Origin of the sequence: Thauera chlorobenzoica (genome assembly GCF_001922305.1) — a bacterium.
In the GTDB taxonomy this organism is placed as follows: Bacteria; Pseudomonadota; Gammaproteobacteria; order Burkholderiales; family Rhodocyclaceae; genus Thauera; species Thauera chlorobenzoica.
In genome coordinates this window covers 1,918,518-1,944,942 of the sequence record NZ_CP018839.1, presented here as the reverse complement: position 1 = coordinate 1,944,942, position 26,425 = coordinate 1,918,518, and the positions used below count along the sequence as shown (strand labels likewise).

24 protein-coding genes and 3 CRISPR repeat arrays are annotated in these 26,425 nt (G+C 66.9%); of the genes, 9 read left to right on the top strand and 15 right to left on the bottom strand.

The annotated features are described in order from the left end of the window. Window positions 1-21: 21 nt before the first annotated feature. The 3 genes from mtnA (at window position 22) to Tchl_RS09030 (ending at window position 2,052) form a co-directional block, all read left to right on the top strand. Complete coding sequence (gene mtnA, locus Tchl_RS09040; protein ID WP_075148114.1) at window positions 22-1,092, top strand: S-methyl-5-thioribose-1-phosphate isomerase; 1,071 nt, start codon at window positions 22-24, stop codon at window positions 1,090-1,092. Between the two features lie 11 nt (window positions 1,093-1,103). Next, complete coding sequence (locus tag Tchl_RS09035; protein ID WP_075149664.1) at window positions 1,104-1,805, top strand: class II aldolase/adducin family protein; 702 nt, start codon at window positions 1,104-1,106, stop codon at window positions 1,803-1,805. Window positions 1,806-1,866: 61 nt separating this feature from the next. Beyond that, window positions 1,867-2,052, top strand: coding sequence for a hypothetical protein (locus Tchl_RS09030; RefSeq protein WP_075148113.1), 186 nt, complete (start codon window positions 1,867-1,869; stop codon window positions 2,050-2,052). 127 nt (window positions 2,053-2,179) lie between these two features. Continuing rightward, a CRISPR array of direct repeats spans window positions 2,180-3,070; the repeat unit is 28 nt; unit sequence GAAACACCCCCACGGACGTGGGGAAGAC. A 133-nt stretch (window positions 3,071-3,203) separates the two neighbouring features. Here Tchl_RS09030 and istB read toward each other — a convergent pair. Both istB and istA read right to left on the bottom strand, forming a co-directional pair. After that, complete coding sequence (istB, locus tag Tchl_RS09025) at window positions 3,204-3,992, bottom strand: IS21-like element helper ATPase IstB (protein WP_075148112.1); 789 nt, start codon at window positions 3,990-3,992, stop codon at window positions 3,204-3,206. A 44-nt stretch (window positions 3,993-4,036) separates the two neighbouring features. Continuing rightward, a complete protein-coding gene (gene istA, locus Tchl_RS09020; protein WP_075149663.1) occupies window positions 4,037-5,563 on the bottom strand; it encodes an IS21 family transposase in 1,527 nt (508 codons plus the stop codon). 276 nt (window positions 5,564-5,839) lie between these two features. Then, window positions 5,840-6,905: direct repeats of the CRISPR family, unit length 28 nt; unit sequence GAAACACCCCCACGGACGTGGGGAAGAC. Between the two features lie 125 nt (window positions 6,906-7,030). Here istA and tnpA point away from each other — a divergent pair. From tnpA to tnpC, 3 genes are read left to right on the top strand one after another with little or no spacing between them, the layout of a single operon-like run. Continuing rightward, entirely contained in the window at window positions 7,031-7,342 is a 312-nt protein-coding gene (tnpA, locus tag Tchl_RS09015) for an IS66 family insertion sequence element accessory protein TnpA (protein ID WP_075146703.1), read from the top strand. Continuing rightward, the gene (tnpB, locus tag Tchl_RS09010; protein ID WP_083945075.1) at window positions 7,342-7,701 is read left to right on the top strand and encodes an IS66 family insertion sequence element accessory protein TnpB; all 360 of its coding nucleotides are present in this window, start codon (window positions 7,342-7,344) and stop codon (window positions 7,699-7,701) included. Before tnpA ends, tnpB begins: the two co-directional genes overlap by 1 nt. Window positions 7,702-7,730: 29 nt before the next feature. Continuing rightward, window positions 7,731-9,347, top strand: a complete 1,617-nt coding sequence (gene tnpC, locus Tchl_RS09005; protein WP_075146702.1) for an IS66 family transposase — start codon at window positions 7,731-7,733, stop codon at window positions 9,345-9,347. 32 nt (window positions 9,348-9,379) lie between these two features. Next, window positions 9,380-11,542: a CRISPR direct-repeat array (repeat unit 28 nt; unit sequence GAAACACCCCCACGGACGTGGGGAAGAC). Window positions 11,543-11,589: 47 nt separating this feature from the next. Here the strand turns inward: tnpC and cas2e are convergent. From cas2e to Tchl_RS08950, 11 genes are all read right to left on the bottom strand, one after another. Then, the gene (gene cas2e, locus Tchl_RS09000) at window positions 11,590-11,877 is read right to left on the bottom strand and encodes a type I-E CRISPR-associated endoribonuclease Cas2e (RefSeq protein WP_075148111.1); all 288 of its coding nucleotides are present in this window, start codon (window positions 11,875-11,877) and stop codon (window positions 11,590-11,592) included. Then, window positions 11,855-12,730, bottom strand: a complete 876-nt coding sequence (gene cas1e / locus Tchl_RS08995) for a type I-E CRISPR-associated endonuclease Cas1e (RefSeq protein WP_075148110.1) — start codon at window positions 12,728-12,730, stop codon at window positions 11,855-11,857. The genes cas2e and cas1e overlap by 23 nt, the downstream gene beginning before the upstream one ends. A gap of 1 nt (window position 12,731) precedes the next feature. Then, window positions 12,732-13,445 (bottom strand): type I-E CRISPR-associated protein Cas5/CasD, encoded by a 714-nt coding sequence (cas5e, locus tag Tchl_RS08990; protein WP_075148109.1) that lies wholly within the window; start codon window positions 13,443-13,445, stop codon window positions 12,732-12,734. Window positions 13,446-13,454: 9 nt separating this feature from the next. After that, complete coding sequence (gene cas7e, locus Tchl_RS08985) at window positions 13,455-14,486, bottom strand: type I-E CRISPR-associated protein Cas7/Cse4/CasC (RefSeq protein ID WP_075148108.1); 1,032 nt, start codon at window positions 14,484-14,486, stop codon at window positions 13,455-13,457. A 13-nt stretch (window positions 14,487-14,499) separates the two neighbouring features. Next, window positions 14,500-15,144: a type I-E CRISPR-associated protein Cas6/Cse3/CasE gene (gene cas6e, locus Tchl_RS08980; RefSeq protein ID WP_075148107.1), complete on the bottom strand. Its 645-nt coding sequence runs from the start codon at window positions 15,142-15,144 to the stop codon at window positions 14,500-14,502. Continuing rightward, window positions 15,141-15,692 carry a type I-E CRISPR-associated protein Cse2/CasB gene (gene casB / locus Tchl_RS08975; RefSeq protein WP_083945200.1) on the bottom strand — a complete coding sequence of 184 codons (552 nt, stop codon included), beginning with the start codon at window positions 15,690-15,692 and terminating at the stop codon, window positions 15,141-15,143. The genes cas6e and casB overlap by 4 nt, the downstream gene beginning before the upstream one ends. 4 nt (window positions 15,693-15,696) lie before the next feature. After that, window positions 15,697-17,202, bottom strand: a complete 1,506-nt coding sequence (casA, locus tag Tchl_RS08970; protein WP_103893879.1) for a type I-E CRISPR-associated protein Cse1/CasA — start codon at window positions 17,200-17,202, stop codon at window positions 15,697-15,699. After that, window positions 17,199-19,703 (bottom strand): CRISPR-associated helicase/endonuclease Cas3, encoded by a 2,505-nt coding sequence (locus Tchl_RS08965; protein ID WP_083945199.1) that lies wholly within the window; start codon window positions 19,701-19,703, stop codon window positions 17,199-17,201. Before Tchl_RS08965 ends, casA begins: the two co-directional genes overlap by 4 nt. A gap of 435 nt (window positions 19,704-20,138) precedes the next feature. After that, a complete protein-coding gene (locus Tchl_RS08960; protein WP_075148104.1) occupies window positions 20,139-20,393 on the bottom strand; it encodes a hypothetical protein in 255 nt (84 codons plus the stop codon). After that, entirely contained in the window at window positions 20,386-21,255 is an 870-nt protein-coding gene (locus Tchl_RS08955) for an NAD(P)-dependent oxidoreductase (protein WP_075148103.1), read from the bottom strand. Before Tchl_RS08955 ends, Tchl_RS08960 begins: the two co-directional genes overlap by 8 nt. A gap of 37 nt (window positions 21,256-21,292) precedes the next feature. After that, window positions 21,293-22,174: an NAD(P)-dependent oxidoreductase gene (locus tag Tchl_RS08950; RefSeq protein ID WP_075148102.1), complete on the bottom strand. Its 882-nt coding sequence runs from the start codon at window positions 22,172-22,174 to the stop codon at window positions 21,293-21,295. A 78-nt stretch (window positions 22,175-22,252) separates the two neighbouring features. On the opposite strand from Tchl_RS08950, the gene ybiB reads away from it, so the two are divergent. Then, window positions 22,253-23,170 (top strand): DNA-binding protein YbiB, encoded by a 918-nt coding sequence (ybiB, locus tag Tchl_RS08945; RefSeq protein WP_075148101.1) that lies wholly within the window; start codon window positions 22,253-22,255, stop codon window positions 23,168-23,170. 86 nt (window positions 23,171-23,256) lie between these two features. Here ybiB and Tchl_RS08940 read toward each other — a convergent pair whose 3' ends face one another. Both Tchl_RS08940 and Tchl_RS08935 read right to left on the bottom strand, forming a co-directional pair. Next, window positions 23,257-24,150, bottom strand: coding sequence for a pirin family protein (locus Tchl_RS08940; RefSeq protein ID WP_075148100.1), 894 nt, complete (start codon window positions 24,148-24,150; stop codon window positions 23,257-23,259). Window positions 24,151-24,269: 119 nt separating this feature from the next. Further along, window positions 24,270-24,869, bottom strand: a complete 600-nt coding sequence (locus tag Tchl_RS08935; RefSeq protein ID WP_075148099.1) for an FMN-dependent NADH-azoreductase — start codon at window positions 24,867-24,869, stop codon at window positions 24,270-24,272. 98 nt (window positions 24,870-24,967) lie between these two features. Between Tchl_RS08935 and Tchl_RS08930 the strand changes: the two genes are divergently transcribed. Together Tchl_RS08930 and Tchl_RS08925 are read left to right on the top strand one after the other, a co-directional pair. Continuing rightward, the gene (locus Tchl_RS08930; RefSeq protein ID WP_075148098.1) at window positions 24,968-25,864 is read left to right on the top strand and encodes a LysR family transcriptional regulator; all 897 of its coding nucleotides are present in this window, start codon (window positions 24,968-24,970) and stop codon (window positions 25,862-25,864) included. A gap of 39 nt (window positions 25,865-25,903) precedes the next feature. Next, window positions 25,904-26,407 (top strand): disulfide bond formation protein B, encoded by a 504-nt coding sequence (locus Tchl_RS08925; RefSeq protein WP_075148097.1) that lies wholly within the window; start codon window positions 25,904-25,906, stop codon window positions 26,405-26,407. The last annotated feature ends 18 nt before the right edge of the window (window positions 26,408-26,425 follow it).

Below are 26,425 nucleotides of genomic sequence, written 5' to 3'. Positions count from 1 at the left end.
ACCCCGACAACCGCCCGCCCCATGTTCGTACAACCGCTTCCCACCCTGCGCCGCGAGGCCGACACGCTCGTCATCCTCGACCAGACCCTGCTGCCGTTTCGCAGCGCAACCGTCGCCCTCGCCACGCTCGACGCCGCCGCCGACGCGATCCGCCACATGCAGGTGCGCGGCGCGCCGCTGATCGGCGCCACCGCCGCCTTCGGCGTCGCCCTCGCCCTCGCCCGCGGCGGCGCCGACGACGCCGTGCTCGAACACGCTCTCGCCGTGCTCGGCGCCACCCGCCCGACCGCGGTGAACCTGCACTGGGCACTGGCGCGCATGGCGGACGTGCTACGTCCGCTGCCGGCGCCCGCCCGCCGCGCCGCGGCCTGGGCCGAAGCCGAGGCGATCCGCACCGACGACGCCGCGACCTGCGACGCCATCGGCCGCCACGGCCTGGCGCTGATCGCCGCCATCACCGCCCGCCGCCCCGGCCCGGTGCGCCTGATGACCCACTGCAACGCCGGCTGGCTCGCCACCTGCGGCGCCGGCACCGCGCTCGCCCCGGTCTACGCCGCCCAGGCGGCCGGCATCGCGGTCGAGGTGGTGGTCAGCGAAACCCGCCCGCGCAACCAGGGCCTGCTCACCGCCTGGGAGCTGCGCGCCGCCAGCGTGCCGCACACGCTGATCGCCGACAACGCCGCCGGCCTGCTGCTGATGCGCGGCGAAGTCGACCTCGTGATCACCGGCGCCGACCGCATCGCCGCCAACGGCGACACCGCGAACAAGGTCGGCACCTATCTGAAGGCGCTCGCCGCGCACGCCGCCGGCGTGCCCTTCTACATCGCCGCGCCGCATTCGACGCTCGATTTCGGCTGCCCGGACGGCCGTTCGATCCCGATCGAGGACCGCGGCGCCGACGAGGTCTGCCGCATCCGCGGCCTCGCCGACGACGCCACGATCGCCGAACTGAGCCTCGCCCCTCCCGCGACCCGCGCCGCCAACCCGGCCTTCGACGTGACCCCGGCGGCGCTGATCGCCGGCATCGTCACCGAGCGCGGGATCACCGCCCCCGGGCGCCTCGCCGCGCTCTATCCGGAGCAGGCACGATGAAGGCGGCGGCGATGAAAGCGGCCGATCTCCCGGCGCTGCGCGACGCCCTCCTCGGCACGATGCGGGCGATGGGCGAAGCCCGCCTCAACGTCGGCACCGCCGGCAACGCCAGCGTGCGCCTGGACGAGCCCCGCCCCGATGCGGACGGCCACCGCCGCGCGCCGCGCATGCTGATCACCCCCAGCGGACTGCCGGTGCCACGCTGCACCGCCGACGACATGGTGATCGTCGACGCCGACGGCCGCCCCCTCGGAGCGCTCGCCCCGTCCTCCGAGTGGCTGCTGCACCGCGACCTCTACGCCGCCTTTCCCGCCGCCGGCGCGATCCTCCACGCCCACGCCCCGTTCGCCACCGCACTCGCCTGCCAGCGCCTCGACATCCCGCCCTTCCACTACATGATCGCGCGCTTCGGCGGGACCACCGTCCGCTGCGCGCCCTACGCCACCTTCGGCACCCAGGCCTTGTCGGACGCCACGGTGGCCGCGCTGCACGAGCGCAACGCCTGCCTGCTGGCCAACCACGGCATGGTCGTGTTCGGCCGCGACCTGACCCATGCGCTGGCGCTGGCGATCGAATTCGAAACCCTGTGCGAGCAGTACTGGCGCACCCTCCAGCTCGGCAGCCCGGTACTGCTGTCGGCGGCGGAAATGGCCGAGGTGACCGAGCGCTTCCGCTGGTACGGCAAGCCGCGCGGGGCGGGTACGGGCCTATAGCGACGAGAAGGCGCAGGCGAGCGGCGTCGTGCAGCTTTAAATCGACATTGACAACGACTGCATGATCCGCAAGGACAACGCACCGCAGAACCTCTCGCTGCTCAAGAAGGCTGTGCTCAATCTCATCCGTGCGGACAAGACCGATCCTGGCAACCCGATGTTCGTATCCGCCCCCTCGCCCGCTGGACTCGAAAAATCTTCACGACACTCGAAATTCATTCACAAAGTGCCGAATTTCGGGCGCTGAAGTTGAAAAACGCCAACCCCTAGCTCGCATCGGAACCGTCCTCCGAGGTAAGCTCGAACTCCGCCGTAGAAACACCACCCGGATTGGGGAAGACGAGCACCCGCACAGATTGGCAATCGCGCGCTTGGAAACACCCCCACGGACGTGGGGAAGACATTCACCAGAGCAAGCCGACAAGCGCGGGCCTAGAAACACCCCCACGGACGTGGGGAAGACTAGGCGCTGCGCGAGGTGGCGCCGAGCCGGTCGGAAACACCCCCACGGACGTGGGGAAGACTCTATCTGTCCTGGCCGATGCCGCAACGCATCGGAAACACCCCCACGGACGTGGGGAAGACCTGCTGGTATAACCGTGAATCTGTCGTGGGCGGGAAACACCCCCACGGACGTGGGGAAGACCCGCCGATGACATGGAAGGGCAGGGCTACGACAGAAACACCCCCACGGACGTGGGGAAGACATGCGGTCTTTTGGGGTGCGGCGGTTTTGATGAGAAACACCCCCACGGACGTGGGGAAGACGGCGGATGCCAGCGCTGCCTTCGGGCGGAAGGAGAAACACCCCCACGGACGTGGGGAAGACCTTCACCGCGCCACAATGGCGCGTTTGCCAGTGGAAACACCCCCACGGACGTGGGGAAGACGCCAGCTGGTCAGCACGATCACCACGCAGGAGAGAAACACCCCCACGGACGTGGGGAAGACGGCAGTCGTGCGTGATGCGGTTCGTGACGTTCAGAAACACCCCCACGGACGTGGGGAAGACTCGATGACGAGCACAGCCAGCCCGCGCTTGTTCGAAACACCCCCACGGACGTGGGGAAGACCGGATGTCAAACGGGATGTAGCTGACGTAAGCAGAAACACCCCCACGGACGTGGGGAAGACGACATCCGGGGACCGTGGCGATGAGCGTCATCGGAAACACCCCCACGGACGTGGGGAAGACGTGGTGGTGGTGGTGGTGGTGGTGGTGGTGGTGGTCATGATGGAAACACCCCCACGGACGTGGGGAAGACGAGCTAAACATCTGGTAGCGCATCGGGTAAGTAGAAACACCCCCACGGTGTCACTGACCGGCACAATAGGGCCACCGATGATCGGCATATAGAAGCCACGTGAATGGGGCTCTGACGGACGTCGTTGGGGGGGTCAAGAATGGATGTTCTTCGGGGTGCCGGCAAGAGCGTTTTTCGCCCGGCCTGGCCCCTGCCGCGGCGCGCGGTAGGAGGCGCCGTCGAGGGTGAGGCAGTAGGCGTTGTGGCGCAGTCGATCGACGGTGGCCGAAGCCAGCAGCCGGTTGCCCGGGAACGCCTGGTCCCACTCGGTGAAGTCGAGGTTGCTGGTGACGATGGTGGCGGCGCGCTCGTAGCGCTCGGCGATGAGATCGTGCAGATCCTCGTCGGCGGGCGCGCGCAGGGGCTTGAGGCCGAAGTCGTCGATGATGAGCACCGGAACGCGGGCCAGTTGCTGCAGCTTTCGGTCGTAGGTGCCGACCGCCCGCGCGGCGTTCAGGCTGGCAAGCAGTTGTGCGCAGGAGGCGAAGACGACGTCGTGGCCCTGGCGCACGGCGCAGTGCCCGAGCGCCTGCGCCAGATGACTCTTGCCGGTGCCGCAGGGGCCGACGATCAACACCGGGGCGCGCTCATCGATGTAGCGCCCGGTGGCGAGGTCATGGACCAGGGCGCGGTTGGTCGAGGGCAGCCGGTCGAACTCGAAGCCTTCGAGCGTCTTGGTGGCCCGGAAGGCGGCGCGTCGCAGCCGCGTGCTGAACTTCTTCTGCTCGCGCCGGGCGATCTCGTCCTGGATCAGCAGGGCGAGGAATTCCGTGTAGGCGAGTTTGGCGTCGATGGCCTGGCGGTTGCGGGCGTCGAGCGAATCGAGGATGCCGGACAGGCGCAACTGCTTGAGTTGCGGCGCGAGTTCCGTGGCAGGGTTCATGGTGAGTGGCTCCTTGAGTAAAGCGGGTGCGGGCTGCACCCGGGTCAGTGAAACGTGGGGCCGTCGTCGGCAAACAGCGACGCGGTGGCGCGCGCAAAGCGGGCACGGCCGGCATAGGGTTCGGGGGTGATCGTGCTCACCGGGGCGAGGTCGTGACCCCCGGCGAGGATGGTCTTGACGGTGCGGTAGTGCGGGCTGTCGTGGGCGAGCGCGCGCTCGCAGGCGGCCTCGAGCCGCGCGGCGCCGTACTGGGCTTTGAGCGCGATGACACCCTGAGCGGCGCGCAGCCGCTCACTGATGCGGTCTTCGAGCAGCCGTCCGATCAGTTGTGCGCAGGCCTGCCCGATCTCGCCGGCCTGCTGCACACACCAGCTGCGGTCGTGCGCGAAGAAGCGCTGGGCGGCCACCGGAAGGTGGTCGGCGACAGTGCGCCGCTCGCCGGGGCGCCGAGCGCGGGCGTGCGTGGCGACGGGCTTGAAGTCGTGATAGACGGTGACCACGGCGTCGGTGGCGCGCAGCCACAACGGCTTGCCCACCAGCGCGAACGGCACCGAGTACAGCGCGCGCTCGAAGCTGACGTGGCAGTCGCGATGGACCGTCACGGCATGCCAGGTGCCCAGGTCCGGCGGCACCGCGGGGAGCGGCAGCAGGGTGCTGCGTTCGACCGCGAAGGTGTCGAGCGGGCGCACGCGGGTGGTGCCGTGAATGCGCAGTCCGGCTTCCTTCATCACCCAGTCGCGCACCTGGGCGTTCAGATCGGCCGAATCACGGAAGCTGCGCGTGGGCAGGAAGTTGCCCTTCACGTACTTGACCCCAGCCTCCACGATGCCCTTCTTCTGCGGATCGTGCGGCGGGCAGGCGTCGATCCGAAAGCCGTAGCCCTCGGCACACTCGGCGTAGGCGCGCTGCACCTGGGGGTCGTGCATGCAGGCGCGGGTGATCGCGCACTTGGCGTTGTCGATGATCAGCCGCGCGGGCACGGCGCCGAACCACTCGAAGGCGCGGCGGTGGCAGCCGAGCCAGGTGCGCACGCTCTGGTCCCAGACGAACTCCACGTACTGGTGACGCGAGAAGCACAGCGTCATCACGAACGCCCAGCTGCGGCGGATCGCGCCCGTGGCGGGATCGACCAGTTGCGGGCCGGCACCGAAATCCACCTGGGCGGCCTCGCCTGGTGCGAACGTGAGGCGCACCGTAGTCTGCGGCGGCTGCTCGCGGCCGATCTGGGCGATCAGCCGGCGCACGCTCGAGTAGTGCCCGGTGAAACCGTGCTCGCGCTTGAGCGTGGCGTGGATCACCACGCCGGACACCCCCTGCGCGTGCCACTGCTCGACCAGCGGCCGGTACACGGCAATCGAAGACCGGGCCGTCGCCGGCAGCTTCGGTTGCCCGAGCGCAGCGGCGATCTCGGCGTCCTCGGGCAGGGGGCGCTCGGGGTCGAGCCAGCCCTGAAGCTGGGCCAACGCCCGGAACCGGGCCGCCTTGGTGCGACCCATCAGTTTCGAGCGCGCGATCTCGCGCTCGGAGTCGCCCTGGCGCATGCGCATCAGGGCCTGGCGGTACTCGTACATCTCGATGCTCCTGCGGGCCATCGCCTCCCTCCTGCCGAACAAAAAGGCTGAAGGGTAGCCATGGCGCGCTCAAGTTCGAGACGTCCGTCAGAACAAAACTGGCCTCATTATGCCGATCCGGCGCTGGCTCCAATGTGCCGATCCGGAGGTGGCCTCAATGTGCCGATCACACGGTGGCCCTATTGTGCCGATCACCAACTGGCTCCAATGTGCCGGTCGGTGACACACGGACGTGGGGAAGACTCGAAGAGCACCTGACCTGGGACTGGGACGAGGGAAACACCCCCACGGACGTGGGGAAGACTTCCGCCGATGCAAACAGCCCAGCTACTTACCGGAAACACCCCCACGGACGTGGGGAAGACACAGGGAAGGCCGCCCCATCCGCCACCACCGGCGAAACACCCCCACGGACGTGGGGAAGACTTCAACGGATTCGTACAGGCGGCGCAGGCGGCGGAAACACCCCCACGGACGTGGGGAAGACGTGCCGGTTTGGGCGGGGAGGTCGATAACTTCGGAAACACCCCCACGGACGTGGGGAAGACGCGGTCGATGAAGTCGGTGGCGAGGCGCTTTTGGAAACACCCCCACGGACGTGGGGAAGACCCAATCGACCGAGTAGCCTTGCCGGCGAAGCGCGGAAACACCCCCACGGACGTGGGGAAGACTCATCACGGCAGCTCTTCAGCACGAGATGGGAAGAAACACCCCCACGGACGTGGGGAAGACCCAGTTCCGCGATAGGGTCGGCGGGCGTCATGGGAAACACCCCCACGGACGTGGGGAAGACTTGAGGCCCTCGAAGCGCACCCAGAACTCGGTAGAAACACCCCCACGGACGTGGGGAAGACGACCGCTATTCAACGTCACACGATCAGAACGCGGAAACACCCCCACGGACGTGGGGAAGACTACGGCGCATGGTGCCGTGGCGTGCGCATGTCGGAAACACCCCCACGGACGTGGGGAAGACTACGGCGCATGGTGCCGTGGCGTGCGCATGTCGGAAACACCCCCACGGACGTGGGGAAGACAGCGCCATTGCTGGCGAAAGAGCGGGGCTAGGGGAAACACCCCCACGGACGTGGGGAAGACCGCCTTGTGGCTCGATCACGATCCAGCATCCCGGAAACACCCCCACGGACGTGGGGAAGACCCCGGAAGGGCAAGGGCCACGATAGTCGCCTCGGAAACACCCCCACGGACGTGGGGAAGACCGATTCTTATTTGACATAGTGCGCCCAGGTAACGAAACACCCCCACGGACGTGGGGAAGACATGAAGAGCGAACCGGCAGGTAACGACTGGGGGGAAACACCCCCACGGACGTGGGGAAGACGGATCGCAGCTTTTCGCCGGATTCGCGCCCTTGGAAAGTAACCGGTAACTGAGCGGCGTCCTTCTCGCGGCGTAGCGATCGTTGAATAATTCTCGCCATGTTCAACGACGACGGGATTGGCAGTGATGGCATCGACGGTGAGGAGCAAATGGCGGCGACGCGGCCACGAGGAATGGCGGGCGGTGTTCGATCGCTTTGCGGCAAGCGGTCTGAGCATCCGGCAGTTCTGCGACAGCGAGGGCTTGAGCAAGTCGAGTTTCGAGCGCTGGCGCGGCCTGCTGGCCGGTGAGGCGTCGAGCGTCGCCGATCGCGGCGATGCGTGCGCTCGTGCGGGCTTTGTCGATGCGGGCCTGGTCGACGTTGGCGGCGGTGCAGGCCGGCTCGAGCTCAAGCTCGATCTGGGTGGCGGTGTCGTGCTGCATCTGGTGCGCGGCTGATGTTCTTCCCCGAAGGGGCGGTGCGGGTGCATGTCTATGGCCGCCCGGTTGACATGCGCAAGTCCTTCGATGGGCTGTACGCGCTCACCCGCCACGCACTTGGGTGCGATCCGCTGTCGGGCGAGCTGTTCGTGTTCATCAACCGGCGCGGCACGCAGATGAAGGTGCTGTACTGGGATCGCAGCGGCTTTTGCGTGTGGGCCAAGCGCCTCGAGCAGGGACGGTTCGTGTCCGACTGGTCGCGGGTGCTCACTCGCCAGATGGACTGGACCGGGCTGAAGCTGTTGCTCGAAGGCATCGAGCCGGCGCGCTTCAAGCGCCGTTTCAAGCTCCCGGAAGTGGCCGCCAAGCCCGCATGAATGCTGGGTTTTACGGTAAAATTCCGGCCATGACGACGCCCGTTTCGCTGACCGTTCCGACGCCCGCCGAGGCCGCCCGCTGGGCGCCCGAGCAAATCGTCGCACTGGCCCAGGCGAACGCGGCCGCCGCCCGCCAACTCGATGCCCTGCAGCTCGAGTTCCAGGCGATGAAGCATCAGATCGAGTGGTTCCGGCGCCAGCTCTTCGGGGCGAAGAGCGAGAAGCGCATCGTCGATGCGAGCCCGCATCAGATGAACCTGGGCGAGTTGCCGGTGCCCGAATCCTCGCCGCCGCCCCCTGCCAAGGACATCGCCGCCCACACCCGCCGGGCCCGCACCACCGATTACGCGGCGGGCGACGCATCGGCGCTGTTCTTCGACGAAGCCCGCGTGCCGGTCGAGACCATCGCCGTGGCGAACCCGGAAATCGACGGGCTCACCGCCGACCAGTTCGAGGTGATCGGCGAGAAGGTCAGTCACCGCCTGGCACAGCGCCCGGGCAGCTACGTGATCCTCAAGTATGTGCGTCCGGTGATCAAGCGCCTCGACACCCAGGCGATTTCCTGCCCGGCGGCACCCGAGGGGGTGATTCGCGGCAGCCGCGCCGATGTGAGCTTCGTCGCCGGGCTCATCACCGACAAGTTCTGCTACCACCAGCCGCTGTACCGCCAGCACCAGCGGCTCGGGGACAACGGCATCAAGGTTTCGCGCCCGTGGCTCACGCAGCTCACTCACGGGGCGCTGTCGCTGCTCGAACCCATCTTTACGGCCCAACTCGACTCGATCCGCGCGAGCCGCATCAAGGCGATGGACGAGACCCCGATCAAGGCCGGCCGGGCCGGCCCGGGCAAGATGAAGGGCGGCTACTTCTGGCCGGTCTATGGCGAGCGTGACGAAATCTGCTTCGCCTATCACGAGGGGCGCAGTGGCAAGCACATTGCGCAGACCCTGGGCACCGACCCGCCGCCCGAGGGGGCGGTGCTGCTTACCGATGGCTATGCGGCCTACGAACGCTACGCGGAAAAATGCGGGCTCACGCACGCGCAATGCTGGGCGCACTCGAGGAGGAAGTTCTTCGATGCGCAGGCGCTCGAGCCCGAGCGTGCGGGCCAGGCGCTGGAGATGATCGGAAAACTGTACGCGGTGGAGAAGCACATCCGCGAGGCCAGGCTCGTCGGTGAGGCACGCCGCGCGCATCGGCTCGCGCAGGCCAAGCCCGTGCTCCAGCAGTTCTTCGCCTGGGTCGACGCCCAGTTCGAATCCCAGGGCCTGTTGCCCAGCTCACCGCTCACCACCGCCATGGCGTACGTGCGCGAGCGCCGGGCCGCCCTCGAGGTGTACCTCTCCGATCCCGAGGTGCCGATCGACACCAACCATCTGGAGCGGGCGCTACGCGTGGTGCCGATGGGCCGTCGCAACTGGCTCTTCTGCTGGACCGAGGTCGGGGCAAAGTACGTGGGCATCGCGCAGAGTCTGATCGCCACCTGCCGCCTGCACGACATCGACCCCTATACGTACCTGGTCGATGTGCTCCAGCGCATCGGCCAGCATCCGGCCGCCAACGTGGCGCAGCTCACCCCAAGGCTGTGGAAGCAACACTTCGCGGCCAATCCGCTGCGATCCGATCTCTTCGAAATCTCGAAGTAGGCAAGGACGCCGGGCAGTTACCGCTTACCTTGGAAACACCCCCACGGACGTGGGGAAGACCTCATTTGGCGCGTGTGTAAAGCACTTTATGGGGAAACACCCCCACGGACGTGGGGAAGACTTCCTGCTGCATCGCTTGGAAAAGCGCGGCACAGAAACACCCCCACGGACGTGGGGAAGACAAATCGTGTTCCCGGCCTGATCCTTCGTGGTCGGAAACACCCCCACGGACGTGGGGAAGACGTCCGAGCAATCTAGCACCGACACCAAGCCTTAGAAACACCCCCACGGACGTGGGGAAGACCTGCTGAGGTTTACGACGAAGTGACTAAGGTCGGAAACACCCCCACGGACGTGGGGAAGACGGTGATCAAGATGAACCTCGTCCCCTCGGTGGAGAAACACCCCCACGGACGTGGGGAAGACCACAGAGCGCGACCTGCTCGGCGGCATGTTTGAGAAACACCCCCACGGACGTGGGGAAGACCGGATGGCGGCCCTGCGCGAACGAACACATCCGGAAACACCCCCACGGACGTGGGGAAGACCTTGCTCTGAATGCCTGGCAGCGCAATGCTGGAGAAACACCCCCACGGACGTGGGGAAGACCGGGGGAATTCGTCGATATGCCCGGCGGGGATGGAAACACCCCCACGGACGTGGGGAAGACCAGTTCCGTCTCATCGCCTACGCCGACCATGCGGAAACACCCCCACGGACGTGGGGAAGACTCGGTCTCTTTCGCCGTATCGCACGGCTGGTCAGAAACACCCCCACGGACGTGGGGAAGACGGCATCTCCGGGCCGCCCGATCGGCGCCAGACGGAAACACCCCCACGGACGTGGGGAAGACCTTGCCGCCGACTGGCAGGGCGAAGAGGGCGCGGAAACACCCCCACGGACGTGGGGAAGACGACACCATGAGCAACGTCACCGCACTCAACCCGGAAACACCCCCACGGACGTGGGGAAGACGTGCCGAATTCCGGCGCTGTACTGTGGTGCTTGGAAACACCCCCACGGACGTGGGGAAGACGTCACCGTCGCGTTGATTGGGAGCGGCGTGTCGGAAACACCCCCACGGACGTGGGGAAGACCTCGATCTGGCCCAGCCCGGCCAGGCGGCGCAGGAAACACCCCCACGGACGTGGGGAAGACGCGCGGCTCCATCGCGTCCGCTTGACTGACGGGGAAACACCCCCACGGACGTGGGGAAGACGGACTTCGAGAGCGTCCCCCGGTTCGTGACCTCGAAACACCCCCACGGACGTGGGGAAGACCAGCAGCCCATCATGCAAACGCCGCTTGTCGTGGAAACACCCCCACGGACGTGGGGAAGACCCTGGCAAGCTCGGCGACGGCGTCGACGTGAAGGAAACACCCCCACGGACGTGGGGAAGACCGCCGGGTACATACGATGCACCGCCCGTAGGCGGAAACACCCCCACGGACGTGGGGAAGACTTCGATATCTACCTGATCACCCAGCATCCGATGGAAACACCCCCACGGACGTGGGGAAGACCGCCGGAACAGTAACCTACTTGTGTCGAAAAAGGAAACACCCCCACGGACGTGGGGAAGACTCGATCGAGCCGCCCTTGGCGTTGAGCGTGTAGGAAACACCCCCACGGACGTGGGGAAGACCCGATCCGCCCAGTCCGGGCACGATGTAGTCCAGAAACACCCCCACGGACGTGGGGAAGACGCCAAGTCACTGCTTGCTCGGCTTCGTGATGTGGAAACACCCCCACGGACGTGGGGAAGACCTGAAGAGCGGCACCGCTGACGCTGGAGAGGTAGAAACACCCCCACGGACGTGGGGAAGACCTGCACCGCAAGCCGAATGGATACATGACTTCGGAAACACCCCCACGGACGTGGGGAAGACTCTCTTCGCCGACGTGCTGGCGGTCAATCGGGAGAAACACCCCCACGGACGTGGGGAAGACGAGCGCATCCGCCAGCTGAAGCAGGATCTCAAGGAAACACCCCCACGGACGTGGGGAAGACACCTGGGCGCTACCGGTCGGCGGCGACAAGACGGAAACACCCCCACGGACGTGGGGAAGACGACCGCAAACCACAGCGCCGAGCGGATCAATCGGAAACACCCCCACGGACGTGGGGAAGACCGATGGCAGCGATCGGAGTCGCCGCAGCTTCGAGAAACACCCCCACGGACGTGGGGAAGACACCAACAGATTGTTAATGAGCCCGGCTGCAGATACAAGATATGCCAATTACGCCGATGCAAGGGTTTCCATAACCAGTTGCAGACCCGAGATACTCGTCATCGGCTTTCGGGGCGGGCCTATGGTTCTGATCTCGTAGCCGGGAGGCCGTGGCAGGGAGCGGAACATCACCAGCCCCGACTCGGGCGGGCAATGCTTGTACAGGTACTCGATGACCGTGGTGGCCACCGAGTCCTTGACTCCGGAGACGAACACATTGGGCCGCGGCTCGATGAACCAAAGCTTCATCCTTCCTCGCACGGCGGGCGGCAGGTCATTTGCGACGACGACAAGCATGGCTCACTCCGAACATGTCCTGGATGTCTTCTCCGACCCTGGCCAGCAGCTCCGTTTCGATCACCCGCTGACGGAACGCTGCCGATACTTTGTGCTTGTCGTAGCGGCCGGCCAGGTCCCGGGTGAGCGAAAAGGCCAGATCGATACACAATGTCTCCTTGTACAGATCAGCCAGGTCGTAGATGAACGGCAGCGGGCTGCCAGAGTGGATGAAGCCGATGTGCGGCGAGTAGCCCATGCTATGGACCGCCGAGCAGAGGATGCCGTACAACGCCGCATTGGTGGCGGTCAGTACCTGGTTGGTCACGTCGCCCAGTTCGAATTTGCCCGGCGTGAACTGGCGCCCCTTCCAGCCGACCTGATACTCCTCGGCCTTCTGCTGGTACAGGGCACGCACCCGATAGCCCTCCATGCCCATCATTTCCTGCAGGCTCTTGCCCTTCAGCTCGGCATCGGGGAACCTCCGGGCAAACATCCGCTGCGCCACCTCCAGCGACTTTTGCGCATCCGAAGCCAGCTCGATCTGCTGCTTCAGGTTGCGGGTGTCTGCCGTCGGCAAAAAGCCCGCCGCATAGAACAGCAGGCTGTCCTCCCCCACCCAGCAGATCGAGCAGTTGGCCGATACCGCAGTCTTGACCGCATCGTGGGTGACCGTGGTGCCCGGTCCCAGCAGCAGCGCATTGAGCGTCGCCACCGGCAGAGGCACCACGTTGTTGTCGGCATCGATCCACTTGATGCTGCTGTCGTCGATCTCCAGCCGGCCGCGCTCCAGGTACAGGAACGGATACTTGTCCTTCACCTGGGGCAGGGAATCGCGGGTGACCTTGACGAACAGACGTTGCCCGGCAGCCATCTCAGCCCTCCTGCTTTTGCACGGTCACCTGACGATCTCGGTACTTCTTGTGCGGGCCGAACTGCAGGGGCACATCGTTGAGGGTCAGCACCTCGCCTTCGTGCTCGCCCTGCAGGACGCGCAGCGCGAACGCGCGCTTCTTCTCCGCCGCCAGTGCCATACCGGCCGTTACAGCCTGCTCGGCAGTAGCGAAGCCCCCCTGGTAGATGAACTCAGTAGGCACGCAGTTCTTGCGCCCCAGATACAAGTCCCAGACCGGATTGAGCAGCGCCTCGGTTGTCGCCTCGACCAGCTCCGCCGGTACCTGCAGGACCACGGCATAGGCCATGTCCTGCACGTAGTAGCGGTAAGTCATCTTGGTGCCGCCACCGACCGCCTTCTTGCCTTCGCTGGTCTTCGGGATCAGTAGCGTTTCCCAGGGGTCCTGATCGTCATAGCCGCTGCCGACCATCTGGAAATCGCGCAGCAACGGCTGCCGCGGTAGCGGCAGGCCGCGCCGGTCCCGCGGCACGTAGCCCACTACCTGCATGTCTAGGTCGGCCCAGGCCGCCAGCCAGCCGCGCTCCTCGCCGCCGGCACCACGGGCGCAACACAGCAGCCCCAGCACACCGGACTTGGTGGGAAAATCGAGACTGTCGCGCCGGCCGAAACGGGAGTCATGCCCCCAGGATTGCAGCGGCGCCTCCAGCCACAGCAACAGATAGGGATCGCTCATCGTCCTATCTCACTGCACATGGCTTTGCAGCTTGGCGATCAGCTCGTTGATGCTGAATTCCTCGTCCTCACCCCACTCGTAGCCAGCTTGCTTGCCGAACAGCGAGCCGGACAGTTTTTCCTTCTTGTCCAGGTAGCCCTTCAGCGCCTCGATGCTCGGCTGCAGGTAGCCTCCCTCGCGCCCCTTCTGCACCGGCGTCTCGAAGGGCGCCTGCAGACGCTGGCCCTTGCGCACCAGCACGCGGGCGAACTCCCAGGGACTGGCGCCGGACTGGGTGGTCTGGCGGGCATTGGGTACGGCGACGAACAGCGCCTGGGTGAAGGCGGCAATCGCCTTCTTCAGGTCTTCTTCACCGAGGGTCTGCGCCAGTTGGCCGAGATCCAGGCTGACATAGCGGTAGTAGGTCGCCGAGTTGAACTCCAGGCTACCCATGTGCGCCGACCCCGGCTCGCTCTGCAAGTCGTCCAGCGCGGTGAAAAACTCCACCTCGTTGCTGACCCGGTGGGTGGAAATGGCATGGGCGAAGGACGCCGCCGCCTCGACGTTCATGTCGGCGGCCTTTGCGACCATGCGGCCGAACAGGGCAATATCGAGGGCATCCACGGCCGGGTTGATGGCCTTCTTGGCGACCTTGGCCAGTTCCTTGTCCTTGAGCTTGGCCACATCGAACTCCAGCTCGCGGGCGTATTCGGCAAAGGCGCGGGCCTCGCTGTCGCTGATGAACAGCAAGGTGTCGTCGATCAGCAGCTCGGCGATCTTCTTGCCGCACGTCTGGGCGCTGGCTTCATCGGCCCCGGCTTCGAGACAGGCACGCACGAACAGGGTCTCCGCCTGCTTGGTGCGAGCAGCAAGCTTGATACCGAACGTCGGCATGGCCAGGCGCACCTGACGCTTCCAGCACTGCGAGCTGACCCGGGCGCGGGTCACGCCGCCGACCACGGCGGTTTTCGGCGCCCCGACGTCATCGCGGTTCAGGCAGGTCACCGGGAAGGATTGCAGGATGTGGTACTCGATGCGGGTATTGGTGTAGGCGTTGCTCATGGCGAAGTCCTTTTCAGGCGAATGGATTGTCGAGAAGGGGCACGATCTGCAGCAGGCCGCAGCCGAAGGTGCGCGCACGGCCGATGCCCCGGGCGAAACTGGTGTGGAACTGTGTGCGGTCGGTGACTTCCAGCTGGCCCTGAACATGGGCCTGGGCGAGGGTGACCGGATGTTGCTGCTTGTCCTTGAAGCGCAGCACATCGACCCGATCCACCTGCAGGTGCTCGCGGGACACCCGGAAGCCCCAGCTCTGCAGGGCGCGTTCGCAGAACCAGTCGCCGATGGCCTCGCGGCCCTTGACCGGCAGCAGCTTGCGGCTGGCACTGTCGCGGCGGGTCGGATTGACGATCACCTTGAAGCGATAGCGATCATGATCGAGGAAGCTCTCGGCAATCGGCTTGCTCTGCACTTGGCCGTACTGGCCATCGATGCACTCGGCCGGCATGCGGTCGGCGAGCAGCAGGATGCGCCGGCTGCGGAAGTCGCCGCCCTGGTCGGCGTAGAGGATGCCGCTGGGCTGGCTGGCGCTCTTTTTCTCGGCACTGCGTACGTCCTCGTAGAGGCTGTAGACCACCCGGTGCAGCGAATAGGGATCGGTGATCCGCAGCGCTTGGCTAGCCTGGCGGTCGAGGTGCAGTACGCTGGCAATCAGGCTCATGCGCCCTCCTCCTCGGCGTTCGCAGCCTGCCCGTAGAACTCCTGTGCCCATTGCGCCCTGACCTGCTGGGCGTTGAATGGGAAGCGCCGCAGCTGCTTGAGCAGGCGGATGTAGTCGAGCGGCTGACCGACCTTGCTGTCGATCAGCGAAAGCAGCGGACGCAGGATACGGCACAGCTCCGCCAGGTCGTCGCAGGCCAGCAGGCGGCGCAGGCGGGCCTTGGCCTGGTCGCCGGCATTGCCGCTCTCGTAGCAGGCCGCGATGGCACGTCCCAGCCCCAGACTGCCGTTGCGCTCGGCCTTGGCCTTGGCGATGGCTGCCGCCACGGTGACAAAGGGTAGGCGCTCGCGCTCCTGTTCCAGATCGATGCCATAAGCCGCCAGCAGCTCCCAGCTCTGGTACTCGGTTGCCGGGTTGTCGGCCCGGCGCAGACGCGCAGCCATGCCCTTGTTCTCGGTGCAGAGCTTGAGCACTCCGGCGACGAAGCGCTCCTCGCGGCTGGGTGGGGCTTTTTCCGGCTGTTGTTCCTGGGCTTGCATAGGCTCCATCCCCTTACGCCTCCTGACGAAGATATTTGCTGTTGTTCGGTCGGCACTTGGCCCAGGCATCCAGCTGGCGCGCTGTTTCCTTCGGACAGAAGTGGTCGTAGGCCTGCTGGACGTAGCCAGCGAAGGTCAACCGCAACTGGCGGCGCTGCTCGACGCCCTGCTCGTCTGGCTCGCAGGCGTCCACCAGTTGCTGGAAATGGCGCTCGCAGAGCTGCCAGAACAGCGTCGAGGCCTGGGCGGCCAGCTTGCTGCCGTCCACCTTCTGCTCCTTGAAGAAGGCCAGCACCCGGCCATACAGCCCCTTGGCCAGCCCGCCCAGCGCATCCATCTCAGCCTTGAGCTGGACAAACCACAGCTTGCCAAGCATGGCGCTGTGCAGCCAGACCTGGGATTCGACGAAATCGTCACTACCAGAGGCGTACTGCTCCCCGGCATTGCTGCTGACCCGCAGGCCGCCCGACCAGATGGCGAAGGCCTCGGTCGCGTCGCGGGCGCGGTCCAGTCCGGCGTGCAGTTCCAGGCTCTGGAAGCCCTGACTGCCCCCCTGCTCGATGAAGCCCAGCAGCGAGGTCAGCTCGCGCCAGGGACGCTTGTCCGGATCAACCCACAGCGCCTTCGGCTCCTTGCCAGAATGATCGACCGCCACGGTGGGGTCGCAGACGCCTTCCTTGTAGCCGGAATGCGCCAGCCCCTCCGAATAGTGCAGGCCGTCCTCGGCCAGCAAACAGAAGCGGCACAGCGGCACCAGACGGCCCATCAGCGACTGTCGAAGTGCCTGCGCGGCCGGGCAGTCCTCGCCATCCGGCATCCGCTCCCAGGGTGCCGTACCGATACCCTGCGGGAAGATCATCGCCTGCTCGACCTGCCGGCTCGTCAGCAGATTGAGCCACAGGGTTTCCTGCAGGCTGCTGCCGATCAGGAAGCTGTGCAGCAGCCCGATGTGCGCCACTGCCGGCCCCGGCTTGCTGGACGAGGGCTTGCCCTTGTCGTTGCGCTTGCCCGCATAGCCGGGCGTCAGCACCACGCTGTTGTCGGTCTTCTTGCCCGACAGGGCAAAAGCCATCAGGCCGACCAGCAGCAGCGCCTTTTCCCCATCGTCCAGCCGGCGCTCGACCTGCCCGTGGTTGAGCACCGTGGTATTGCCGGTGGAAACCTCCGGCAACACGGCGCCGTAGCTTTGCAGAGCTGCCACGCGAATGGCCGGCATCTGCAGGAACGGCCGCTCTCCATACAGGTAGAAGCGCTCATGCCAGCGATCCAGATAGGCAAGGCAGCTGCGCGCCAGTCCTGCGGCGCCGAGGGCTCGCCAGGCATGTTCATCGGCCGGAGTGGCGGCGGCCTGGCCGATGGCCAGCAGCAACTTCATCAAGGCGATCCGCTGTACTGGATTGCCGCCGAGAGTGCGGTACTGCGGGTTTTCGAAGACCTGCCAGAGGCTGGCGCGGCCGACACCGGCCACCGGAATCCAGGGTTCGTCTATCAGATTGAAGCGATTTTCCATGTTGCTCATCCATGCTCCTTGATCACCCGGTAACCCAGGTCGTCGCGATATCCCAGAGTGTATTTCTGGTGTATCTGGGCGCCCTGCAGGCCGCGTAGCGCACCGGTTTCGTCGACCAGCGCGATGCGCAGTACGGCTTCGTCATGGGCCGGATCGCCCAGGTAGAAGCAGTGCTGCAGAGCGAACTTGCTCAACGTATCGATAGGCAGGCACTCAGGCGCATCCTGCACGCGCACCGGCACGGTCTGGCGCATCAGGCTGGCGCTGAGTTCACGCCAGCCGCGCTTGTCCCGCTGGTGTCGCGCCCAGGGCAACAGCAGTTGCTGGCCATTGAGCAGGATCAGGCGGGTCGCCTTTTGCTCCGGCAGTTGCACGGCGGCGCGCAACAGCAACACCTCATGACTGTCCTGCTCACTGTAGCGGGTCTGTGCCTTGCTTTCCGGCAGGGTGTTGCCACCCTCGGCCAGGGCCACCCGCGCCAGCTGGGCCAGCGCCTTGCGGCCCTTGCGCCGCAGCGTGCCGTGATCCAGCTCATGCAGCCACTGCGCCATGACCCCGTCTTCCTGGCGCTGGACGTAGGTCTGCTCGATCAGAGTGCGGATATCCTGCGGCAGACACAGCGAATCCATCCCCTGCCAGACCTCCAGGCTGCGGCACAGCACATAGGGGCTGTAGACGTGGGCGCTGCTGCCGAACGCTGAGAGCGGCGCGATAATCGCCTTCTCCAAATCGGGCGCCAGTATCCAGGCCTCGCAACAGGCGGCCGGCTCACGCGGCGTTCCCGCATGTCGCCACAAGCGGCCCAGACGCTGCAGCAGCATGTCGGTCGGCGCAAAGCGGCTGACCAGAAAGTCGGCGTCGATATCCAACGACTGCTCGAGAATTTGCGTGCCGACCAGAATCCGCCCCTGCCTTGCCCTCTCCTGCCAGCCGTCCTTGCCGAACAGGCTGACCCAGCGATCCTCGATGCGCTGGCGATCTTCGGCAGTAAAGCGCGAGTGCAGCAAGCCGCAGGCGACACCCAGCTCGGCGGCGCGAGCGGCCAGGTCGAGATAGCGCTCCTGCGCCTCGACCACCGTATTCTCTATCCACAGCACCTGCTGGCCGCGACTGGCCCGCTCCAGGGCCTCGGCCAATGCCGCGCGCGGGTCGTCGAGCAAACGAATGTTTACCTCATGGCCAGCTCCACTCGGCACAGGCCATTCGCTCACTGGCTTCTGGCGGGGTGCGGCAGAAATTAGCGGATAGGCCTCCTCGCTGACCGCTGCGCCCAACATTTGCTGACGGCGCTCGCGGTTCAGCGTGGCGCTGAGGATGATGACCGTGCAGTGCAGCTCGCGCAGCAGCTCGACCAAGGCATTCAGCAGGGTGCTGGTGTAGGCATCGTAGGTGTGCACTTCGTCGAGGATCACCACCTTGCCGGCCAGACCGAAGGCGCGCACGAACCCATGCTTGACGTTCATCGCCGCCATCAGCGCCTGGTCGATGGTGCCGACCGCGAAGGGCGCCAGCAGCCCGCGCTTGGCATGGTTGAACCAGGCCCCCCCCGGCCGTCCCTCCTCGCCCATTTCGGTATCCAGCAGCCAGACCTTGCCGTGCAGCAGCAGGGAGCGATGGCGACACTCCGGGGCGAGGATTCCCTGCAGGAAATCGTTGAAACGCTCGTAGATCTTGTTGGAGGTGAGCTGGGTCGGCAGAGCGAAATAGATGCCATTGGCCTGACCGGCGGCCAGCAGGCGATAGGCGACATACAGCGCCGCCTCGGTCTTGCCCAGGCCCATCGGTGCTTCCAGCACATAGACGCCGGGACCGGCCACCGCATCGATCAGTTGCTGCTGGGCCGGGCGCGGGGGAAAGCCGAAGACCTGCTCGAAGGAGAGATCCATCCGATAGTCGGGGCGGATGAAACCGGCATCATCCAGTGCAGGCTTGATACGCCCTTGCCAGGGTTGTGCCGGATCTTCGAAGAAGGATCCCGAGCCGATCCAATCGACTACAGACGTCAATCCAGCCAATAACCTCGCCTGCGGGACTGATCGAACCTGCGGCCAGTCACATCGAAGCCGCTGCTTCAATGCCTCGACTAAGGCGACGCGCTCCCGCTGCCAAGACAAGCCGCCCAAAACGTCATCATTTGCTCTGAACCCCGCGACCGATGGTGAGTAACCGTGATGTTGCCCGAGGATCTCGGCCACATAAGGTGGCACATTCAGAGCCTTTACCGCGACTTGGCTAACACCGGCATGCCCACCCCACTGGCTCTCTAGTTCTGGCGCCACATTAGGCAGCTGGAGTAGCGGCTGTCTGGGGCTCGCGCTCGTGCACGCACGACGGATCCTCTCGTAGAAACATGGGCTAACCTTACCAATGTCGTGACAAGCAGCAACCAACTCGGCACCGACAGGAAACAAGTCGACACCTAGCTTACCTGGATAACGTGAAATGAGCTCGCGGGCCACTTCGCCAACGACATTACAGTGCTCAAGGACACTGCGCCCCACTGTAAGCATGCCGTCGGCGCGCCAGAATGTCTTGGCAGGGCACGCCTGAAAGCCTGGCGTAACAGGCTCATCGGTAGGGCTTGAGGATCTTCTTGGGCGCATAACGCTGGATCACTCTCCCTTGACGGCGACACCGAAAAACTCGAAGAATGGACTCTCGACCAATCGTCACAGCCTCACGAACTATGCCCATCAGGGACCCTTAATCGACCTCGCCGCCAACCTTACATCATCTCCTTAACATATAAAAACAATCTCTTCGGCATCACCCTCATCTTACTGCGCCGTCGGAGTGCGGTCGTTACCTGTGTGTGCGTGGGGCTACCGGCCCAGTGCATCCAGTGCCTGTTCCGCATGGGCCTGGCGTACTTCGAAGCACTTCACAGGATCATCGGTACCCCAAGGCCAATTTCCTGTAGCCCCCCGAGTAATGTTGGGCTTGCCCTACTCCTCATCCCTGTCCTCGCCGACCGCCGCATCGACCCCGGCCGCGGCTACATCCACGGTGGTCTCGACCACCGTCGCGCCGACCTTGACCGCGGTCACGCCCACGGTGACCACGGCGTCGGCCACCGCCACCACCGCGCAGCCCTGCAGCAGGGCAGCGGACAGCAGGCCGAGCGAAAAGAGGCGGCGCGGCGATCGCGCCCCGCCGGCTGAGGGAGCCCCCGGGCTGCGCCCGGACGCCCCCTCAGCCACGCCCGCCTTCGAGCACGCGCAGCAGGCTGGAAGTGTCCTCCCGCCCCCAACCCGCGCCCATCAGCGCGTTGAGCTGTTGCCAGACCTGCGCCGCCACCGGCAGCGGCGCCCCGAGCCGGGCGGCCTCATCCATCAGGAGGGCAAAATCCTTGTGGTGCAGGCGCGCCTCGATGCCGGCGCCAAAGTCGCGCTCGACCATGCGCTGCCCCATCACTTCGAGCACCCGCGACCCTGCCGAACCGCCCATCAGCGCCGCACGCACCGCGGCGACATCGACGCCGTGGGCCGCGGCCAGGCGGACGGCCTCGGCGCAGGCCTGGATCGTGCTGACCATGATCATCTGGTTGCACGCCTTGGCCACCTGCCCGGCACCGGGCGGGCCGATATGGACGATGCGCCGCCCTAGCACCGCGAGCAGCGGGCGCACCCGCTCCAGCGTCGCCGCCTCGGCGCCGGCCATGATCGCCAGGCTCGCCTCGTGCGCGCCCTGCGCCCCGCCCGATACCGGCGCATCGACCCAGCCCACGCCGCGCTCGGCATAGCGGGCGGCGAGCATGCGCGCGCTCGCCGGCGCGATCGTGCTCATGTCGACATGGACCGCGCCGGGGCCGAAGCCCGCGGCCAGCCCGTGCGCCCCGAACGCCAGCGCCTCGACATCGGCGCTGGCGGTGACCATGGTGATGACGACCTCGCTGCGCGCCGCCAGTTCGGCCGGCGTCGCGCACAGCGGTACCCCTTCGGCGACGAACGCCGCCGCCGTTTCCGGCCGCCGCGCCCACAGCGCGAGATCGTGGCCGGCGGCGCGCAGGTGGCGCGCCATCGGCGCGCCCATCACGCCCAGCCCGATGAAACCCACTTTCATGTGATTGCCCCCATTTTCGATCGCCACTGTCCGACCGTCACTCGCCCGCCCCGCCGCTCATCCGCTCGAGCAGCTTGAGCATGGCCACCGAATCCTCCTCACCGAGGCCGCCGCCGACCATCGCCGCATACATCTGCGCCGCCGCCGCGGTCGACGGCAGCGCCAGGCCGAGGCGCTGGGCCTCGTCGAGGACGATGCGCATGTCCTTGTGGTGCATCCAGGCCTTGAACCCGGGACGGAAGTTGCGCTCGAGCATGCGCTGGCCGTGGTTCTCCAGGATGCGCGAGGCGGCGAAACCGCCGAGCAGGGCCTCGCGCACCTTGCCGCCGTCGACGCCGCTCTTGCGCGCGAAGTTGAGCGCCTCGGCGACCGCGGCGACACCGACCCCGGTGAGGATCTGGTTGCACGCCTTGGCGACCTGGCCGGCGCCGGCCTCGCCGACGCGGGTGATCGACTGCCCCATGGCTTCGAACAGCGGGCGCGCGCGCGCACAGGCCGCCGCTTCGCCGCCGACCATGATCGTCAGCGTGCCGCCGATCGCCCCGCCCTCACCTCCGGAGACCGGCGCATCGAGCGCGGTGATGCCGCGCTGTGCCAGGCGCGCGGCGATCGACTGCGCCGCCGCGGGGGCGATGGTGCTCATGTCGATGTGCAGGTGGCCTGCGCCCGCTCCGTCCGCCACCCCGGACGGGCCGAGCACGACCTCTTCGACGTCGGGCGCATCGGCGACCATGCTGATCGTCACCGGCGCGCGGCGGGCAAGCTCCGCGGCGCTGGCGCAATCGCCCGCTCCGGCGTCGACGAGGGGCTGCATCGATTCGCGCCGCCGGCTCCACACCTGCACCGTGTGCCCGGCCTTGAGGAGGTTGAGCGCCATGGGTCGCCCCATGAGGCCCAGCCCGATGAATCCGACATCCATTTTCCGCATTCTCCCTGGGTTCGTTCCGGCACCGCGTCAGGCTGGCTCCGCGGCCGGATCGCAGCCATAATCGCCGCCATGAAATACGGCGCAATCATCAAGGAAATCGGGCGGGGCGCCAAGGGCGCGCGCGCGCTCGATACGGCCACTGCGGCCGCGCTGTTCGGCGACATCCTCGACGGCACGGTCCCGGCGCTCGAGCTGGGCGCAATCCTGATCAGCTTCCGCCTGAAGGGCGAGTCGCTCGACGAACTGCTCGGCTTCAAGCAGGCGATGGACGCGCGCACCGCGCAGCTCGCCGTGCCCCCCGGGCCGCGCTGCGTAGTGCTGCCGACCTACAATGGCGCCCGCCGCCAGCCCAACCTGATGCCGCTGGTGGCTCTGCTGCTGGCGCGCAGCGGGGTGCCAGTGCTGATCCAGGGCCGGCACGACTTCGACGCCCGGGTGAGCCCGTTCGAGCTCCTCGCCGCGCTCGAGCTGCATCCGGCCGCCGACCCGGCCGCCGCTTCGGCGCAGCTCGCGGCCCGGCGCATCGCCTGCCTCGGCGTGGACCAGCTGCTGCCGGGGCTGGATGCGCTGCTCGCGCTGCGCCTCCGCCTAGGCGTGCGCGCCAGCGGCCACACCGTCGCCAAGCTGCTCGACCCTTGCCGTGGGCGCAGCCTGCGGGTGGTCGCGGTGACCCATCCCGAATACCTCGAGCGGATGGACGTGTTCCTGCGTGCCGACCGCGCGCGCGCGATGCTGTTGCGCGGCACCGAGGGCGAGATCTACGCCAACCCGCGGCGCTGCCCGGAAATGAAGACCTATGTGGACGGCGAAGCGGCGATCGGCGTCGCCGCCGAAAGCGGCGGCGCGCCCCCGCTCGAGACCCTCCCCGGCACGCCCTCGGTGGCCGACAACGCGACGCTGATCCGCGCCATGCTCGCCGGCGAAGTGCCGGTGCCGGTACCGATCACCGCCCAGGTCGCGGCCCTGAAGGCGCTGGCGGAGCATTGAAGGCGGCGCGCGCCGGGCGGACACTCCCGGCGCGGCGCAGCTGGAGGGGGTAGCCGGAGGGGGCCGGAAAGCGGACGCCGCGGCGCTCAGCCCCCCAGGCGCCCGGCGCGGTAGTCGGCGACGGCCTGGTAGATTTCCTGCTCGGTATTCATCACGAAGGGGCCGTACTGGGCGATCGGCTCGTTGAGCGGGCGCCCGGCGATCAGCAGGGCGCGGGTTTCGGCGGCACCTTGCGCGGCCTCGATGACCACGCCGTCGCTGCCGGCTTCGTTGCCGAGGATCGCCATGTTGCGCACCGGCACGGCCGTGCCGCTCACCGCCAGTTCCCCCCGATAGACGTAGAGGAAGGCGTTGTGTCCGGGCGGCAGGGCGTGGCTGAACACAGCCCCGGCCGGCAGGCGGAGGTCGAGGAAGAGTGGCGCGGTCGCCGCGCGGCTGACCGCGCCGTGCACGCCCTGGCTCTCGCCGGCGATCACGACCACGTCGACACCGGACGCGGTGGTGAAGCGCGGCAGCTCGGCGGCGGCGAAATCGCGATACCAGGGCGCGCTCATCTTGTCCTTCGCCGGCAGGTTCAGCCACAGCTGGAAGCCTTCCATCCGCCCTTCTTGCTGCTGCGGGATCTCGGAGTGGATCACGCCGCGCCCGGCGGTCATCCACTGCACGCCGCCGCTCTCGAGCAGGCCTTCGTGGCCGGCGCTGTCGCGGTGCAGCATGCGCCCGGCGATCATATAGGTGACGGTCTCGAAGCCGCGGTGCGGGTGGTCCGGAAAGCCGGCGATGTAGTCCTCGGCGCGGTCGCTGCCGAAGGCGTCGAGCATCAGGAAGGGGTCGAGACGCTTTTGCAGGCCCTGGGTCAGCACCCGGGTGAGCTTGACCCCGGCACCGTCGGACGTGGGCCGGCCGGTGACAAGGCGCTCGACCGCGCGCGGACGGCGAAGCGCCGCGGGAGGCGTCGGAAACGGATTCAAGGCATTCATGGGCGTTCTCTCCTTGAGGTGGGGGGCGGGCGATCCCGCCCCATCCTTCATCGACCGGGGCGGGGGACTGCATCCAGCCACCCCCCGCATCCGGCCGCACAAGCCGCCGGGCGCCTCGCTCAACCCAGCGCGGTGGCGATGTCGGCCTCGGCTTCGGCGAAGCCTTGCTTCACCGCCTCCTCGCCCATGTTCAGGCCTTCGGCGTAGATGAAGCGCACGTCGGTGATGCCGAGGAAACCGAACAGGATCTGCAGGTAGGGCGTCTGGGTATCGGCCGGAGTACCGCGGTAACGGCCGCCGCGGGCGAAGGCGACGAACACCTTCTTGCCCTTGAGCAGCCCTTCCGGACCATTCTCGGTGTAGCGGAAGGTGACGCCGGCGCGGGCGATGGCGTCGATCCAGTTCTTGAGCTGGGTCGAGATGCCGAAGTTGTACATCGGCACGCCGAGCACGATGACATCGGCCGCCTCGACTTCGGCGATCAGCGCATCACTGGCAGCCACGCGGGCGGCCTGCTCGGGGGTGCGCTGTCCGGCGGGGGTGAACAGCGCGCCAAGCGCGGACTCGTCGATCACCGGGGCGGGGCTGCGCGCCAGGTCGCGCCGCACGACCTGGGCCTGCGGGTTGTCCGCCTGCAGGCGGGCGACGATGTCGCGGGCGAGACGGGTGGAGTTGCCGGCTTCGGCACGGGCGCTGCCATTGATCTGCAGGATGTTCATCTCGGTTTCCTCGTCGGGGTTGGGAATCAGGTGAGACGCAGTCTATTATCTTCTTCATCAAACATTAATCCGGTATTTCGGACATAATTATTCCAACCATGGAACAAATAGACCCCAACGACCTCCTGATCTTCGCCCGCGTCGTCGATGACGGCAGCTTCACCGCTGCAGCCGAACGCCTCGGCCTGCCGAAGTCGACCGTCTCGCGCCGGCTCTCGCAGCTGGAAGAACATCTGGGCGAGCGTCTGCTGCTGCGCACCACACGCCGGCTCAGCATCACCGAGTTCGGCCGCGCCCTGCTCGATCACGCGCGCCAGGTGGAAACCGAAGTGGCAGCGGTGGCCGCGCTGGCCGAGAGCCGCCAGGCCCAGCCGAGCGGGCGGCTGCGGGTGTCGATGCCGAGCGATTTCGCCAACCTGCTGCTGACCGACATGCTCGCCGCCTTCTCGGCGATGCACCCGGCGGTTGCACTCGAACTGGACCTGTCGCCGCGGCGGGTCGATCTGCTCGGGGAGAATTTCGACGTCGCCGTGCGCATGGGCGAACTCCCGGACGATGCCCTGCTGGCGGCACGGCGGCTGGCGGAGTTTCCCTGGGGACTGTATGCCGCACCGGCCTACCTGGCCGAACACGGCGAACCGGCGCGCCCCGAGGACCTCCACCAGCACCGGGCGCTGCGCCTGCTCGCGCGCAGTGGCGAAGCGATCGGGTGGACGCTGGTGCACGGGGAGTCACGCTGGGAGGGGGTGCCGCCCGGGCGCATCACGGCGAACTCGCCGGAGTTGCTGATCCACTTCGCCCGCGCCGGCGTCGGCATTGCCGCCGTGCCCGATTATTTTGCCGAGCCTTATGTGCGTCGCGGTGAGTTGCAGCGCATCCTGCCGCACTGGAGCCGGCCCCCGGTGATCGCGTGGGCGGTCTTCCCGGGGCGGCGGCTGATGCCGGCCAAGACGCGCGCCTTTCTCGACATGCTGCAGGCCGCCCTGGCACGCTGAGTCGCCTACAATATCGCTCCCCGACCACCGACAAATGCCATGGCCCTGGTACACCGAATCCTGTCCCTACCCGCGCGGGCGCTTTATCTGACCCTGTTCCTGGTCGCCGCCGGCCTGCTCGGTTTCGGCCTCTACCTGCAGCACGTGGTCGGCCTCGAGCCCTGCCCGATGTGCATCATGCAGCGCTACGCCTTCGCCCTCGCCGCCGTGCTCGCCCTGCTCGCCGCGATTCACGGCCCAGGGCGAACCGGCGTGCGGATCTATGCCGCCCTGATCGGCCTCGCCGCCCTCATCGGCGGCGCCATCGCCGCCTGGCAGAGCTGGCTGCAGATCGACCCGCCGGCGATTCCCGAGTGCGGCCCCGGGCTGGAATTCATGCTCGAAAGCTTCCCGCTCGCCGAAGCCCTGCCGATGATCTTCCGCGGCGCCGGTGACTGCGCGGTGATCGACTGGACCTTCCTCGGGCTGTCGATCGCGAACTGGTCGCTGCTGAGCTTCGGCGCGACGCTGGCGTTCGCCGTGTGGATGCTGCGCCGCGGCTAGGCAGGCCACCCGGTAGCC